General features: G+C 60.1%; 13 protein-coding genes. 4 read left to right on the top strand and 9 right to left on the bottom strand.

The genetic code is table 11. From position 1 onward, the window contains the following. Positions 1–4 precede the first annotated feature (4 nt). Positions 5–514, bottom strand: coding sequence for an anthranilate 1,2-dioxygenase small subunit (gene antB / locus RYB09_RS26445; protein WP_316890912.1), 510 nt, complete (start codon positions 512–514; stop codon positions 5–7). A gap of 2 nt (positions 515–516) precedes the next feature. Then, entirely contained in the window at positions 517–1,920 is a 1,404-nt protein-coding gene (gene antA, locus RYB09_RS26440) for an anthranilate 1,2-dioxygenase large subunit (protein WP_410478331.1), read from the bottom strand. Positions 1,921–2,128: 208 nt separating this feature from the next. On the opposite strand from antA, the gene RYB09_RS26435 reads away from it, so the two are divergent. Continuing rightward, complete coding sequence (locus RYB09_RS26435) at positions 2,129–3,139, top strand: AraC family transcriptional regulator (RefSeq protein WP_316890910.1); 1,011 nt, start codon at positions 2,129–2,131, stop codon at positions 3,137–3,139. Between the two features lie 160 nt (positions 3,140–3,299). Here RYB09_RS26435 and RYB09_RS26430 read toward each other — a convergent pair whose 3' ends face one another. From RYB09_RS26430 to RYB09_RS26405, 6 genes are all read right to left on the bottom strand, one after another. Then, complete coding sequence (locus tag RYB09_RS26430; RefSeq protein WP_316890908.1) at positions 3,300–4,862, bottom strand: PAS domain-containing methyl-accepting chemotaxis protein; 1,563 nt, start codon at positions 4,860–4,862, stop codon at positions 3,300–3,302. Between the two features lie 83 nt (positions 4,863–4,945). Next, positions 4,946–5,881, bottom strand: coding sequence for a transporter (locus tag RYB09_RS26425; RefSeq protein ID WP_244394541.1), 936 nt, complete (start codon positions 5,879–5,881; stop codon positions 4,946–4,948). A 40-nt stretch (positions 5,882–5,921) separates the two neighbouring features. Next, positions 5,922–6,458 (bottom strand): flavin reductase family protein, encoded by a 537-nt coding sequence (locus RYB09_RS26420; RefSeq protein ID WP_002554209.1) that lies wholly within the window; start codon positions 6,456–6,458, stop codon positions 5,922–5,924. A 23-nt stretch (positions 6,459–6,481) separates the two neighbouring features. Continuing rightward, positions 6,482–7,720: a styrene monooxygenase/indole monooxygenase family protein gene (locus RYB09_RS26415; RefSeq protein ID WP_244394542.1), complete on the bottom strand. Its 1,239-nt coding sequence runs from the start codon at positions 7,718–7,720 to the stop codon at positions 6,482–6,484. Positions 7,721–7,804: 84 nt separating this feature from the next. Continuing rightward, positions 7,805–8,608, bottom strand: coding sequence for an SDR family oxidoreductase (locus RYB09_RS26410; protein ID WP_316890904.1), 804 nt, complete (start codon positions 8,606–8,608; stop codon positions 7,805–7,807). Between the two features lie 9 nt (positions 8,609–8,617). Then, a complete protein-coding gene (locus tag RYB09_RS26405) occupies positions 8,618–9,865 on the bottom strand; it encodes a dienelactone hydrolase family protein (RefSeq protein ID WP_219169583.1) in 1,248 nt (415 codons plus the stop codon). Between the two features lie 321 nt (positions 9,866–10,186). Between RYB09_RS26405 and RYB09_RS26400 the strand changes: the two genes are divergently transcribed. From RYB09_RS26400 to RYB09_RS26390, 3 genes are all read left to right on the top strand, one after another. Further along, positions 10,187–11,200: an AraC family transcriptional regulator gene (locus RYB09_RS26400; protein WP_219169585.1), complete on the top strand. Its 1,014-nt coding sequence runs from the start codon at positions 10,187–10,189 to the stop codon at positions 11,198–11,200. Between the two features lie 147 nt (positions 11,201–11,347). Beyond that, complete coding sequence (locus tag RYB09_RS26395) at positions 11,348–12,181, top strand: ion transporter (protein WP_005780523.1); 834 nt, start codon at positions 11,348–11,350, stop codon at positions 12,179–12,181. A gap of 104 nt (positions 12,182–12,285) precedes the next feature. Next, on the top strand, positions 12,286–13,284 hold the full coding sequence (locus tag RYB09_RS26390; RefSeq protein ID WP_005780521.1) for a sulfate ABC transporter substrate-binding protein: 999 nt from the start codon (positions 12,286–12,288) through the stop codon (positions 13,282–13,284). 59 nt (positions 13,285–13,343) lie between these two features. Here the strand turns inward: RYB09_RS26390 and RYB09_RS26385 are convergent, their stop codons facing one another. Then, positions 13,344–13,751, bottom strand: a complete 408-nt coding sequence (locus tag RYB09_RS26385) for a hypothetical protein (RefSeq protein WP_002554216.1) — start codon at positions 13,749–13,751, stop codon at positions 13,344–13,346. Between the last annotated feature and the right edge of the window lie 10 nt (positions 13,752–13,761).

Raw genomic sequence — 13,761 nt, 5'->3', positions numbered from 1 at the left:
TACCTCAGAGGTGATAGAAATCGAGCACCGAGTTGATGGTGTCGTTGAGCAGCACCACGTGTTTGCGGGCGATTTTCCAGCTGTCGCCATCAGGACGCAGGCGATAGCTGGCGCGTCCGAAGAACTGCTCCGCAACTTGCAGGCGGTAATACAGGGTGTGCCAGTTGACCTGCACGTCCAGTTCGCCCGCCTGCCCATTTGCACCCTCACCCGCAGGTACGATGCCCACATTGCTGATCAGGTGCAGCGTGCGCGGCATCGGGATGGTTGACGCCGCTTTGCCGGTACGCAGGCGGTAGACACGATCTTCCAGGCCGCCACGGTTGGGGTAATAGATCAGCGACATGCCTTTTCTGGGATCGGTGGTGTAGACATGCTCCGAATCCCATTGCGGCAGGTGGAACTCGCTGTCTTCACTGAACAGGTCCAGGTAGCGATCCCAATCCTGGGCATCGCAGACTTCGGCCATGTGGTACAGGAACTGCTCGATGCGGTACTGCAATTGGGCGCTCATGTTCAGACCTCACGCAGTTTCAGGGAGTGTTCTTCAGCGGCTTTGCGTGCCAACCTTTCAAGCAGGAAGCGCTGCCAGTTACCGTGCTGATTGACGTACAGCCCTTCGTGGGTGAACTCGGTGCCGGTGAGTACCGGCGAGATGCCGATGGCCTCGCTGTTGGGTGTTGCCCCCTCGACCCATTTTTCGTACCCGCGCGAGATGTCGCTCCAGCGTTCCAGGCGCGCCTGAAAGCCACGCTGGGCCTCGCGAAACTCCACCAGGTCATCCGGCGTGCCCAGCCCGGAAACATTGAAAAAGTCTTCGAACTGGCGAATGCGGTTTTCGCGGTCGGCGTCGGACTCGCCCTTGACGCCCAGGCAGAAACTGTTGATTTCGGTCTTGTTCCAGGCCAGCGGGCGGATAATGCGCAGTTGCGAGCTGATCTGGTCGAGGAAGAACATGCTCGGGTAGATGTTCAGGTTGCGCAGCCGGTGCATCATCCATTCAGCCTTGCTCTGCCCGTATTCCTCCACCAGGCGCGGCATGATGGTCGCGTAACCGGGGCGCACGCTCGGGTTGGGCATGTCGCTGAACAGCAGGCTGTGACCGTTGTGAAACGAGAACCAGCCGTCGTCGGTGTCTGCATCACCGGCCCCCAGCTTGCTGTAGTCCAGCGTACTGCCCGCCGCTGCGCCCTTTTCGGCGTTGACCTGCTGGCGGTGCTGCACCGTGGCGACGTAGTTATAATGCACGGTACTGACGTGATAACCGTCCAGACCGTTTTCGTTCTGCAGTTTCCAGTTGCCGTCGTAGGTGTAGGCCGACTTGCCCGGCAGCACTTCCAGTTCACCGGTAGCCGACTGCGCGACCATCATGTCGAAAAATACCTTGGCATCGCCCAGGTAGTCGGCAAGGCTGTCGCTGCCATGCACATCAAGGCTGATGAAAACAAACCCCTTGTAGCTCTCGATGCGCGCCTTGCGCAGACCACGCGTGGCCTTGTCGAAGCCTTCCGGGTACTCGCCGGGTGCCTTGACCTTGACCAAGCGGCCATCGCTTTTGTAACACCAGGCATGGAACGGGCAGGTAAACGTCGACTGGTTACCCTTGCCGACCCGGGTCAGGGTGGTGCCGCGATGCTGACAGGCGTTGATCAATGCATTGAGCTGGCCGCTGCCATCACGGGTGATGATCATCGGCTGGCGACCGGCGCGCATTGTCATGAAGTCGTGATTATTGGCAATTTCGCTTTCATGACAGGCGTAGATCCAGTTCTTTTCGAAGATCAGTTCCATCTCCAGATCGAACAGCTCGGGCTCGGTGAACATCTCCCGGGCAATGCGGTACACACCTTCGACGGGACGAAAATCCAGACAACCTTCAACGAAGTGCTGCCATTGGCTTACGGTTTTTGCGCTGCTCATCAGGGGGCTCCTTTTTAGAGTCATCAGCCTTGAACTGATTGAACGCCCCGCAGCACTGCCCTTCTATCCGTTTTCCCGGCAGAACCTATCCGTTTTGCGGTTATTTGCAGTAAGTGGATAGAGGCGGCATACGCGCTGCAGTAACGTGAGCAGAACCTGATCAGAACCAGACCGGACTTACCGGCAGACCTACCGGCAGGGCATCGATATGAAGAGTGAAGCTGTTTTGCCCAACGACTCGCGCGCCCACGGCCTTCATGCCGCGCACCATGATCTGGACGGCGCGCGGGCCTGGATGTCGACCATCTGCGGCCCGCACAGCCTTCAGGCCAGCGCTCCGCATTGCCTGGAATTCGAACATTCGGCGAACGTGCTCAGCGCAATGTCTACGGTGCTGGGGCGTATACAGTACGGCACCGATGTGGTGATCGGCGTCGAGCCCGGCAGTTCGTTGAAGAGCTACAGCATCAGCCTGCCGCTGGACGGCGAGCAGGAGCTTGACTGCGGCAAGGGGCTGTTGCGTTCCAATGCCGGGACCGGGCTGATTATTTCGCCGTTCGACTCGCAGCGACTGAGCATCACCGGCAACTGCCGCAAGTTGCAGGTGGCGATTGACTGCTGCTCAATGCAGCGCGTGCTGGACGAGTTGCTGGAGCGTCCGGCCCAAGCGCCGCTGGTGTTCGAGCCGTGTATCAATGCCGAACTGGGTGCCACGGCTTCGTGGTGGCGCATGGTGCGGTATCTGGTCGATGAAATGGACGGCGACAGCGACTATTTCGAGCACCTGCCGATGGCACGGGACCTGGAGCGCAGCCTGATCAAAGGCTTGATTCTCTCGCAGCCGAACAACTATTCGGCGGCCCTGAACGAAAAGGTCCAGAGCCGCTGTCCGGCGTTTCTGAAACGGGCGCAACAGTTCATCGAAGAGCATTGCGGCGATGATATCCACCTGATCGATATCGAACGCGCGGCCGGTATAGGGCCGCAGAAACTGCACGACAGTTTCAAGACGCACTTCGGCGTTTCGCCTGTGGTCTACCTCAAGCGTTTTCGACTCCAGTCTGCGCGGCGCAGCCTGTTGCAGGGGCACAGTGGCTACAACATCGCGGCCATCGCCTCGCAGTGGGGTTTCAATCATCTCGGGCGCTTTGCACAGGACTACCAGCGCCTGTTCGGCGAGCTGCCCTCGCAGACGCTGGAACGCGGCAGCCGACACTGATCGCCCCTGTGCAACGCTCTTTGTCATCCACAAATCTGCTTTGATTGGCCGCAGGCTCCCACGAGATTTATAACTATCGTGCCCATGCTCCGCGTTGGCATGCAGTTCATGACGCTCTGCGTCACAAATCTTCAGCCTGGCGAGACAGTAGCCGTAACCGCTAACGATCAAAGCGCTCGGCGAGGCTCCTCAAACCCTCCACCTGATGGCCGATTTCCTCACTGATGCGTCGGCCATCCAGTGCCTTGGCCGCGCTTTGTCGCGAGGCGTCGGCGATCCGCATGGCTTGCTGGTTCAGGTCTTCAGCGACCTGCCCCTGCTGCTCCATGGCGCTGGCGATCTGCACGCTCATGGAGGAAATCCGGTCCAGCGCTTCGTTGACCTGAGAGAAACTTTCACGCACCGACGTGACCGCTGCCATGCCTTGCCGGGAGAGCGTCTGCCCCTCATGGGTAAGCTGCACGGTCTGTTCGGTGGTCTGGCGAAAACGCTGCAGCAGCGGCTGAATATTCAGCGTGGCTTCCTGGGTGCGGGTCGCCAGTTGCCGAACCTCATCGGCCACCACGCTGAAGCCTCGCCCGGCATCACCGGCACGCGCGGCTTCGATGGCGGCATTGAGCGCCAGCAGGTTGGTCTGTCCGGCAATGTTGCTGATGATGTCAGTGATGCTGCCGATGGATTCGGTTGCGGTCGAAAGCTCGCTGGCCGCAGCGGAAATTTCGGCGACCGAGGCATTCAACCGCTGCATGGCCGACAAGCTCTGTTCAGCCAAAGCTTGCCCTTGACTGGATTGTTCCACCGCCTGGCCGGTGGCTTCGGCACTGTGTTGCAGGTTGCGAGAGACTTCCTGGATGGTCGCAGTCATCTCGCTCAACGCCACCACCGACTGATCGGATTCACTGCGCTGCTCTTCGAGTCGCCGGGCCTCGTGGCCGATCAGTTCATGCAGCGCGCCCATGTGCTCGTCAATCAGTCGGCCACTCATGCCAATCCGGCTGAGGGCGGTTTGCAGACGTGCCTCTCCGGCGATCAAGGCCATGTTGACCAACGCTGGCGTAGCGCTCATGTCAGCGTACAACCCGGCCAGCGCAGGGGCGGAAAACGCTTTGGGGTGTGACGCCAGTACCGCTCGCACTTGCCGGTTTTGACGCCAGCTCTGCCAGCCGGTTAGCACAAGGACACCCAGCAATGCGCTGGCACCTTGCAGCCAGGCCGACTCCAGCGCCGCGCAGGCCAGAGCGATGCCGGAACCGACCAGCAAAGTCGGCCAGCTCCACGACAACCAGCGAGTCATCGCCGCAACCGGCGAGACCGGCGAGACCGGCGAGCCGCGACGCTGCCAGCGGGCAAAAAACACCTGAGCACGGTGTTGTTGCTCACTGCTCAACGGCAGATAGATTGCACCGTAACCCTGCACGCCTTCGCTGCCATACACCGGTTTGATGTACACATTGTGCCAACGCTGGCTGCCGTCCCTGTGACGGTTGCAGACGATGCCCATCCACGGCGTGCCCTGACCCAGCGTCGACCACAGGCTTGCAAAGACAGCGGTGGGCATCAACTCGTGACGAAGCAGCGTCACCGAGGCCTCCAGCAGCTCATCGCGAGCGTAACCATGCTCGCGGGCAAATCCCTCGGAGCAGTGTTTGATCTGACCTTGGAGGTTGGTCCGGCAAATCAGTGCAGGCCTGTTGGGCGCAGAGCTATTAGAAGGAATGGTCATATCGAAAACTCGCACGCAGAAAAAAAGCCTGTCGCAACGACAGGCAAAACCCGAGTCAGCTGTGGAGCAGCGCCTGCGGTGATTTAAAAATGGTGAACGTAGCGCATCTGCACGCGACTGCCGTCAGGGCGATTTTCGACATCCTGTTCGAAGTACGCGTTGACGAACACATGGTCGTTTTGCGAGAAGCTGTACATGGCACCTGGGCCGATTGCCCAGACCTTTTCCCTGCGCCCGGAAACGTCGTGACCGTCGACCTGGGTGTCGGTGATCTGCTTGAGCCAGTAACCGTTGATCCCCAGCCGAAGCTGATCGGTGACCGCATACTCAGTCGCGAAGTTGGCGTGCAGCGCCTGCCCTGCCTGAATGTCGCTGACATTGCCGAACGACTGTGCCGGGTCGTCATTCTTGCCGTTGTACAAGTAGTGCGCGCGAACCGACGCCGTCCACTTCGGCGTGAACCAGTAGGTCGCAGCCCAATACGGATTGAACGACCAGGCGTTGTTGCCAGGGTTGATTGCGTGTTTGTCGTCGTACTCGCCGGTGGGCAGGTTGACCTGCAACTCAATGCGCTGCACGAAGCGCGGCCCGTCCGGCCCCATCACCGGGTCGAACTGAATGAACGGCCCGATCAACAGATCGCCCATACCGGTCTGGCCGCGCAACGCGGCGTTGTTCAGCCCGTCGTCGACCTTCATGCGCGTCACCACCGGCAATACTGCGTTCAGCCCCAGGCTGGCGTTGCCCAGACGCACGTTCGACAGGTAGCTGAGCTGGGTCACCGCGACCTGATAATCCAGATCCTGCTTCGGCAAACCCAAAGCCTTGCCGTCCTTGTCGCGCAGGCGATCAGCGCTGTAATTCTGGAAATACTCTTGCAAGTACCATCCGGGACCTGCGGGCAAACCGCCGTCCAGAAAGCTGGTCAGGCCCAGATTGACCACAGGCAAATCGTAGGCACCTGCCCCTTGTGCAATCAACAAACCCGCCCCGCAAACACACATCAGTTGCGTTTTCATGCGTTTATCTCCCCGTTTTTCTGCATGTCGTGCGGCAGGCTTACTGGGCCAGTCCGGGGTGCGCGGCGGCAATCCGGTACTGGCCTGCGTGAAAGACCAGCGGTTCTGCGCCGCTGTATCGGTAATGCTCGATTTCGCCGATGAAGATCAGGTGGTCACCGCCCTCGTACTGGCGCACGTTGCGGCACACCAGCGTAGCGACCACGTCATCAAGCAGCGGTACGCCAGCTGTACCGGCCGCGTGCGCCACGCCGGCGAACTTGTCGCTGGAGGGTCGGGAAAAGTGCCGCGACAAGCCATGCTGCTCGGCACCGAGCACGTTGATCGCAAAGTGGCTGGCCTCGCAGAAATCGTTCAGGCTCGGTGCGCTGCGTGCCAGGCTCCAGAGCACCAGCGCGGGCTCCAGCGAAACCGATGAAAACGAGTTGGCGGTCATGCCCACCTTGCGTCCGTCGGCAGTGCAGGTCGTTATGACCGTGACGCCAGTGGCGAACTGGCCCAACAGACCGCGCAAGTCGCGGGGGTCAGAGTCTTTCGCGTCGCACAGTGGCTGGGTGGTTTCGATGTCAGTGCTCATGGGGGCTCCCTCTGGCAGCAGTCTTATGCCGCTTGTTTGTTGTTCTTCTGGATAAAGGCCTGGCATTGCTCGGCGTCGAACCACCACGGAGCAAACTGGCGTGGGTCGTCGAACGCGTTAGTGATGGCAGAAGCCAGCGGCAGGGACTGGCTGGCCGCGCCGAGCAGTTCGAGCAAATGCCGGGGCGGAGGCGTGAGCATGCTGTTGGTCCACTCCACCACATGCCGGGCGTAGCTCCAGTACTGCTCGAAGGTCTGCTCCATCCACGCCTGATCGAACGCTTGATCGCCACGATCGAGCACCGATTGCAGGTAGACCTTGCTGCACTTGGCGGCATTGTTGGAGCCTTGTCCGGTGATTGGATCATTGACCACCAGCGCGTCAGCCATACCCAGCACCTGACGTCCGGACGGCAGGGTCAGTACCGGGCGGCGGACCATCGGCGTGAAGCGCCCGGAGAGGAAACCCTGATCGTCGGTGAGGGTCAGGTTGTGGCAACGCTCGGCTTCCCAGGGCAGGTACTGACGGACGATTTCCAGGCTTTTCTGCAAGTGGGCTTCAGGTGTCTTGATGTCCTGCCAGCAGTCCAGAGGGCCGCCGGGGATACCTTCGAACACCATGATTTCGCAAGGGCCGCTGGTGGTCAGCGCCGGAAACACAAAGTATTCGCCGACTCCGGGGATCAGATTGAACGCCACCCTGGAAAACGGCGAAACCGGCGTCATGCCCTTTACGTAGGTCAGCGCCAGCGCCCGCTGCGGCTGACTGAACTGCGTGCGTTGCGGGTCTTTGGCGAACTGGTTGACCACTTCGCCCTTGCCAGCGGCCAGCAGCACCAGATCATGGTTCAGCGACAAGGTTTCCAGCTCGTCGATGCCCACATCGGCAATGACCAGCTCGCCGCCACGTTTGACAAACTCGTCCATCCATACCGGCATTTTCACCCGCTGATCCACTGACTGAGCGTAGCGATCCAGCCGCGCGGCCCAACTGAACAGTTGCTCGCCGGGCAACTCCGGGTGCGGCACGGTCAGGCCGATACCCTCGACTGCCGGGCATTGCTGCTCCCAGAAGTTGAGCCCCAGATCACGTTCGGTCTGCAGCGAGGTGTTGAACATGCACTGGCTGGACATGACCTTGCCGTTGCGAATCTGCTCGCCCGTGCGGTTGGTGGTCAGGGTGACGTGATAGCCCTCGGCAAGTAGCCCGAGAGCGAGTTGCAGACCGGCCTGGCCGGCTCCGACGATTGCAATACGACGCATGATGGCATTCCTGTTGTTGTGAGTGGGTAGGCGTGTCGCACCGGGGTCAAGCGTTATGAAAAGGCTGCGTGTCTACCGAAGCCATCACTGCGCCAGGCGCGGGATGGCAGGCAGGTTCTGCTCGGGCCCCATCGCCGAATAGCCGCCGTCCACGGCATAGTCGGCACCGGTGACAAAGCTGGCTGCTGGCGAGCACAGGAAAGTCACGACGCTGGCCACTTCAGCGGGCTCGCCGAGCCTGCCCAGCAGGTGATACGAAGCCGCCACCTGATCGGCTTTGGCGCGATCGCCACCACTGACCTCGGCGATCACCCGCGACCAGGTCCAACCCGGTGATACCGAATTGACACGAATGCCGTCGGGGGCAAGGTCCATGGCCATGCTCCGCGTCAGTTGCCTGATCGCAGCCTTGGAAACCGGGTACAGCCAGCGACCGGTCTGCGCGCAGCCCGCAGAAATGGAAGAGAAATTGACAATGGCACCGCCACTGGCCTTGAGATCGTCGTGTACGGCCTGAGCCAGAGCGATGGCCGAAACCAGATTGACGTTCAACGCTTGCAGCCAGTCTTCGCGGCTGGAAGCAAAGCCGTCATCCTGATAGGTACAGGCCAGGTTGATCAGCAGGTTTACCGGGCCCAACACCTGGCGCACCCCGGTAAGGGCTTCGCTGATCTCTTCATCCCTGGTGATATCAACGGGGAAAAATCGCGCCTGCTTGCCCAGCTGTTCGGCAGCCCGCTGGCCCGCTTCGGCGTCAATGTCGAACAGCGCCACTCGCGCGCCAGCATCGATCAGTCCACGGGCCACGGCCATGCCGATCAGTGTTGCGCCGCCGCTGATCAACGCGACCTTGCCGTGCAAGGCATCGGAGTTCAGAAATGTAGACATGGTTAATCCTCAGGCGCTTTGGTCGGCACTGTTCGCCCAGTTGGGCATCAGGCTGTTGGAAGGCAGGCTCTCATCAAGCAGCTTGCGGGCGGTTTCGACCCCGGCGACGGGCAGCCCGGACGGGTCAAGAAGACCGACTTGCACCAGCACGCTGGCCTGGTCCCAATAGATATGCTCGTGACAGAGCCTGGGGCCTCGAAACTTCACCACGCCAAGCATCGGTATCTGCACCTTGCGCCCCGTGGGCGCGACGCCCGGCAGCATCCAGTCGATCTCGCTGTCGTGGGTAAAGGTCATGATGAATTCGTCGACGATCTGGGTAGCGCCCACCGTTCGGGAAATAGGCGTCAGCGCCATGTCCTGCGGGTTGCCGTGCACAAAATGGTGCTGATAGAAGCGGCTCAATTGCGCATGGCCGACACCGCCGGTCATGGTCGGAATGTGATTGACGTACGGTTCGGCAACCATGGTGGCCATGGTCGCGGGCACGTCACGGGTCTCGAACTCGTGGCGAATGTGCTCTTCCCAGAGCGCTGACAGGTCGTATTCGGGGCCAAGCGTGCGGCGCAGTGCCGCCACGGTGCGCTCATGTGCCATCAGCGCGGCGGGCTTGTTGAAATGGTGGCCGTTGGGACGGGCGAACGCATGATCGACGCCGGGGTACAGGTAGGTTTCCACGCCCGGCGTGTTCTGTGCGGCGGCAAATATCTCGGCACGGGCCTCTGTGGGGCAGAATTGATCCAGCTCGGCAGCGTGCAAGACCAGACGGCGACCTTGCAGCCCCTCCAGCTCGGCCAGCGCCTTCTCTATGCCAACCCCGTAATAGCCAACCGCACACGCCACCTCGGACAGGCGGCAGGCGGCCAGATAAGCCAGCTTGCCGCCCAGGCAATAACCCACCACTCCTTGAGCATTGCCGGTGCATTCCGGCAGTTGGCGCAGGGCATGCAGGCTGGCGCGAATGTCATCGACACCGGCACGCTCGTCAAACGCCTGATAAAAACCGAACGCCTGCTGAAAATCCTCTTCGCTGTAACCCAGCTCGACGCCAGGCTTCTGCCGCCAGTACAGATCGGGCACCAGTACGCTGTAGCCTTCATCGGCGAGGAAGTCGGCAACGTCGCGCATTGCCTGATTGACCCCGAATATTTCCTGGCACAGCACCACTCCGGGGCCGCTTCCACCGATTGCAGTGGCCAGGTAGGCCTGGAACTGTCTTCCATCGTGCGCATTGACGCTGACATAGCGACCGTTCATTTGCGAGTCTCCAACATCGTGTGAGGTTGGAGCCAATCTTGCGAGCCTTGGACGGGATCCACTATCCGCTGGCTGCGGGCCCTGTCCGGACGGCGCGGAAAGTTGCACAACGCTTTTTTTCTTTCGATACGCAATAAATCCGCATGCGTAGAACTGGCGTGGCGTTTGCTAAGTACTCGTCAGGACCACAAAAAAGTGGCCAAAAAGAAACAGCAGAGCGGCCGCAGTATCCAGAAACTGCGAGCGTTATCCGCAGTGTGAAAATGGCGGGTGACATAAAGACTCAAGCTGCCTTGAAACCGTGCACGAGTGAGAGTTGCCATGAATTCGGAATTGGGTGGGGCCCTTTTTGAAAACACGCCGCTGTTTACAGCGCAGAACCGTCTCTTTTTGCTGCATGACCGGGAACGCATTCGTGAACAGGTGGGCAAGGTATTCAAACCTCATGATCTGAAGGTGGCGACATCCACGCAGGAAGTCAGTGCTTCCATGCACCATGTGCATCTGGGCAAGCTGTCGTTGAGCCGGCTGGAGTACGGGGTGCCGGTGAGCATCGATCCGGGCCGACTGGAAAATTTCTTTCTGATTCAGATTCCAACGCGCGGCAGTGCCGAGATCCACTGTGACGGCGTGCGTTTTACGTCCTCGGCACAATGCGCCTCAATCATCTCGCCCGACACACCGGTTTCGATGCGCTGGGCCGCCGATGCTCCACAACTGGCCTTGCGTCTGGATCGGCAAGAGGTCGAAAAACATTGCGCCCAGCATCTGGGCCATGGTTTGAAAACCCCGCTGCGCTTCAAACCCGAACTGCTGCTGACCCATCCTAACGCGAGCTACTTTCTGCAGTTGCTCGGTGCACTGGCCGATGCACTGGCCTTCGACGGGCACCCCATCCATAACCCGCTGGTGCTCAAGCAGTTTGAAGCGACGCTGATCAATGCCCTTATCTACGGGCAGCCAAACACCCTGCAAAACCCGTTGAGCGCGCCGGAACCGGCCCGCCGGGTTTCGCCGTACTTTGTCAAACGCACCGAAGAGTTCATCCTCGCCCACGCTCATGAGCCGCTGTCCATCGAACAACTGGCCGAGCATGCGGGAGTCAGCGTGCGTACGCTATTTTCCGGGTTCCGGGAGTTTCGCAACATCAGTCCGATGGCGTTCCTGCGCAACGTACGCATGGAGCGCGTGCACCTGGAATTGCGCAACCCCGGTACCGATTCGGTGACCGACATCGCAATGAAATGGGGGTTTGCTCACCTGGGGCGGTTCTCGCAGGAATATCGCAAGTACTACGGCGAGTTGCCCTCGGCAACCTTGCGCTTTCGTCAATGAGGATAGTTGAGGTTATCGTTCCTGACCCTCCAGCGCAGGAACGCTGTTCTGGAAGCTCTGCGTCCGATCTTTGAATGGGGTGCCAACGCACTTGCACTCACCCGCCCATGCTCCTAGGCTCTGCCGATATTCGAATCGGGAAGCACCATGGACACCTCTCTCAGCCGCCGCGAGCGGTTGCATATCGTTATTTTCGAGGCGAATACGCCTGCCGGCAGAACCTTCGACAAGATTGTGCTGGTGGCGATTCTGCTCAGCCTGCTGGTAACGGTCATTGACAGCATCGAGAGCATTCACCGCGATTACGCCATGCTGTTCGCCTGGATCGAATGGGGCTTTACCCTGCTGTTCGCGATCGAATACATCCTGCGCCTGTACTGCTCGCCCCGACCGCTGAAGTACGCGTTCAGTTTCTACGGGCTGGTCGACCTGCTGGCCATCGTGCCGGGGGTTCTGTCGATCTATTACAGCGACGCGCAGTACCTGCTGATTGTGCGGATCATCCGTATGCTGCGGATTTTCCGCGTGCTCAAGCTCGGCACTTACCTGCGCCAAGCCAACTATTTGCTGGCTGCGCTGCGTGGCAGCAAGCAGAAGATCATCGTGTTTCTGGTCACCGTTTCCACTCTGGTCACGGTGTTCGGCACGCTGATGTACGTGATCGAAGGCCCGGAGCACGGCTTCACCAGCATCCCCAAAGGCATTTACTGGGCTATCGTGACCCTGACCACTGTGGGCTTTGGCGATATCGTGCCGAAGACGCCGGTCGGGCAGATGCTCTCGTCGCTGGTGATGATCATCGGCTACTCGATCATCGCCGTGCCCACCGGTATATTCACCGCCGAACTGGCCAATGCCATGCGCGGCGAACAGCTGAAACACGATTGCCCGGTGTGCTCGAAGAATTTCCACGAGCACGGCGCGGCGTTCTGTTCGCGCTGCGGTAATCAATTGTTTGCAAAAGTAGAGCACAAGGCATAAGCAAAGACCTTTTCAGTCTTTAAACAGCAGGCGCGATACTGATAGTGTCGCGGCATTACGCCATCAGGCTTCATCACACGACTCTTCATCTCAAGGACCCTGCAGTGAATAAACTCTTCGCCGCCTCGCTACTGGCCGCTGGCCTGGCCTTTGCCAGCGCTGCCCAGGCAGCCCCGACGCTGCTCAACGTCTCCTACGACGTGATGCGTGATTTCTACAAGGACTACAACAGCGCCTTCCAGAAGCACTGGAAAGCCGAGAAAAATGAAGACGTGACTGTGCAGATGTCCTTTGGCGGTTCGAGCAAGCAGGCGCGCTCGGTCATCGACGGGCTGCCGGCTGACGTGATTACCATGAACATGGCCACCGATATCAACGCGCTGGCCGACAATGGCGAGCTGGTGCCGAAAGACTGGGTCAGCCGCCTGCCGAATAACAGTGCGCCGTTCACCTCGGCCACTGTGTTTATCGTGCGCAAGGGCAACCCGAAAGCCCTCAAAGACTGGCCGGACCTGATCAAGGATGGCGTGGAAGTCATCGTGCCTAACCCGAAAACCTCGGGTAACGGCCGCTACACGTACCTGTCGGCCTGGGGCTACACCCTTAAAAAAGGTGGCGATGAAGCGGCCGCGAAGAAATTCGTCGGCGAACTGTTCCGCCATGTGCCCGTGCTCGACACAGGTGGTCGAGGCGCGACCACGACGTTCATGACCAACCAGATCGGCGACGTGCTGGTGACCTTCGAAAACGAAGCGGAAATGATCGCTCGTGAATTCGGTCGCGACCAGTTTGAAGTGGTCTACCCGTCCGTGTCGGCAGAAGCCGAGCCGCCGGTGAGTGTGGTCGACAAGGTCGTGGACAAGAAACAATCCCGCGCCCTGGCTGAAGACTACCTGAAATACCTGTGGTCACCGGAAGGTCAGGAAATAGCGGCGAAAAACTACCTGCGCCCACGCGACCCGCAGGTCTTGGCCAAATACACCGACCGCTTCCCGAAAGTGGACTTCCTGTCGGTCGAGAAAACCTTCGGTGACTGGCGCACGGTGCAGAAGACCCACTTCATTGACGGTGGTGTGTTCGACCAGATCTATCCGGGCAAATAACCCCCCCGAAACGCAAAACGGCGACCCATCAGGTCGCCGTTTTCATTTGCAGGCTTGAATCAGTTACTGAACTGCTTGCCCAGCCCGGCCGGTACGCCGCTGGCGTCGGTCGCCTGCCACGGACCGTTGGGGTTGGTTGCCCAGCTCCAGCCGTTGTTCCACTGATAGTAAGTACGCTGGCGATAGAAGGTGTTGGGCTGATCGTCCATCACGTACACGCCCAGACGCGGGTCCCAATGGCTGCCACCGCCCGGTGGCGGGGCGAAACTGGCCGAGGTCTTCGGCGCTGCTGCTGGCGCTTTGGCAGGTTCGGCAGGCGCCGTGTTCGGGCGCGGTGCGCCGGGTTGCTGGCCGCCCGGCAGATTAAGGATCGGATCCTGGCTGTGAGGCGGTGCCGGATGCTGGACAGCACAGGCACTCAGGCCAACGACCAGACCCAACAAGGTGATGCGTGCGGTACGGTACATAAGCGATTTC

It is taken from the genome of Pseudomonas syringae group sp. J254-4, from assembly GCF_032586855.1.
GTDB lineage: Bacteria > Pseudomonadota > Gammaproteobacteria > Pseudomonadales > Pseudomonadaceae > Aquipseudomonas > Aquipseudomonas amygdali.
This window is presented reverse-complemented; position numbering and strand designations above follow the sequence as displayed.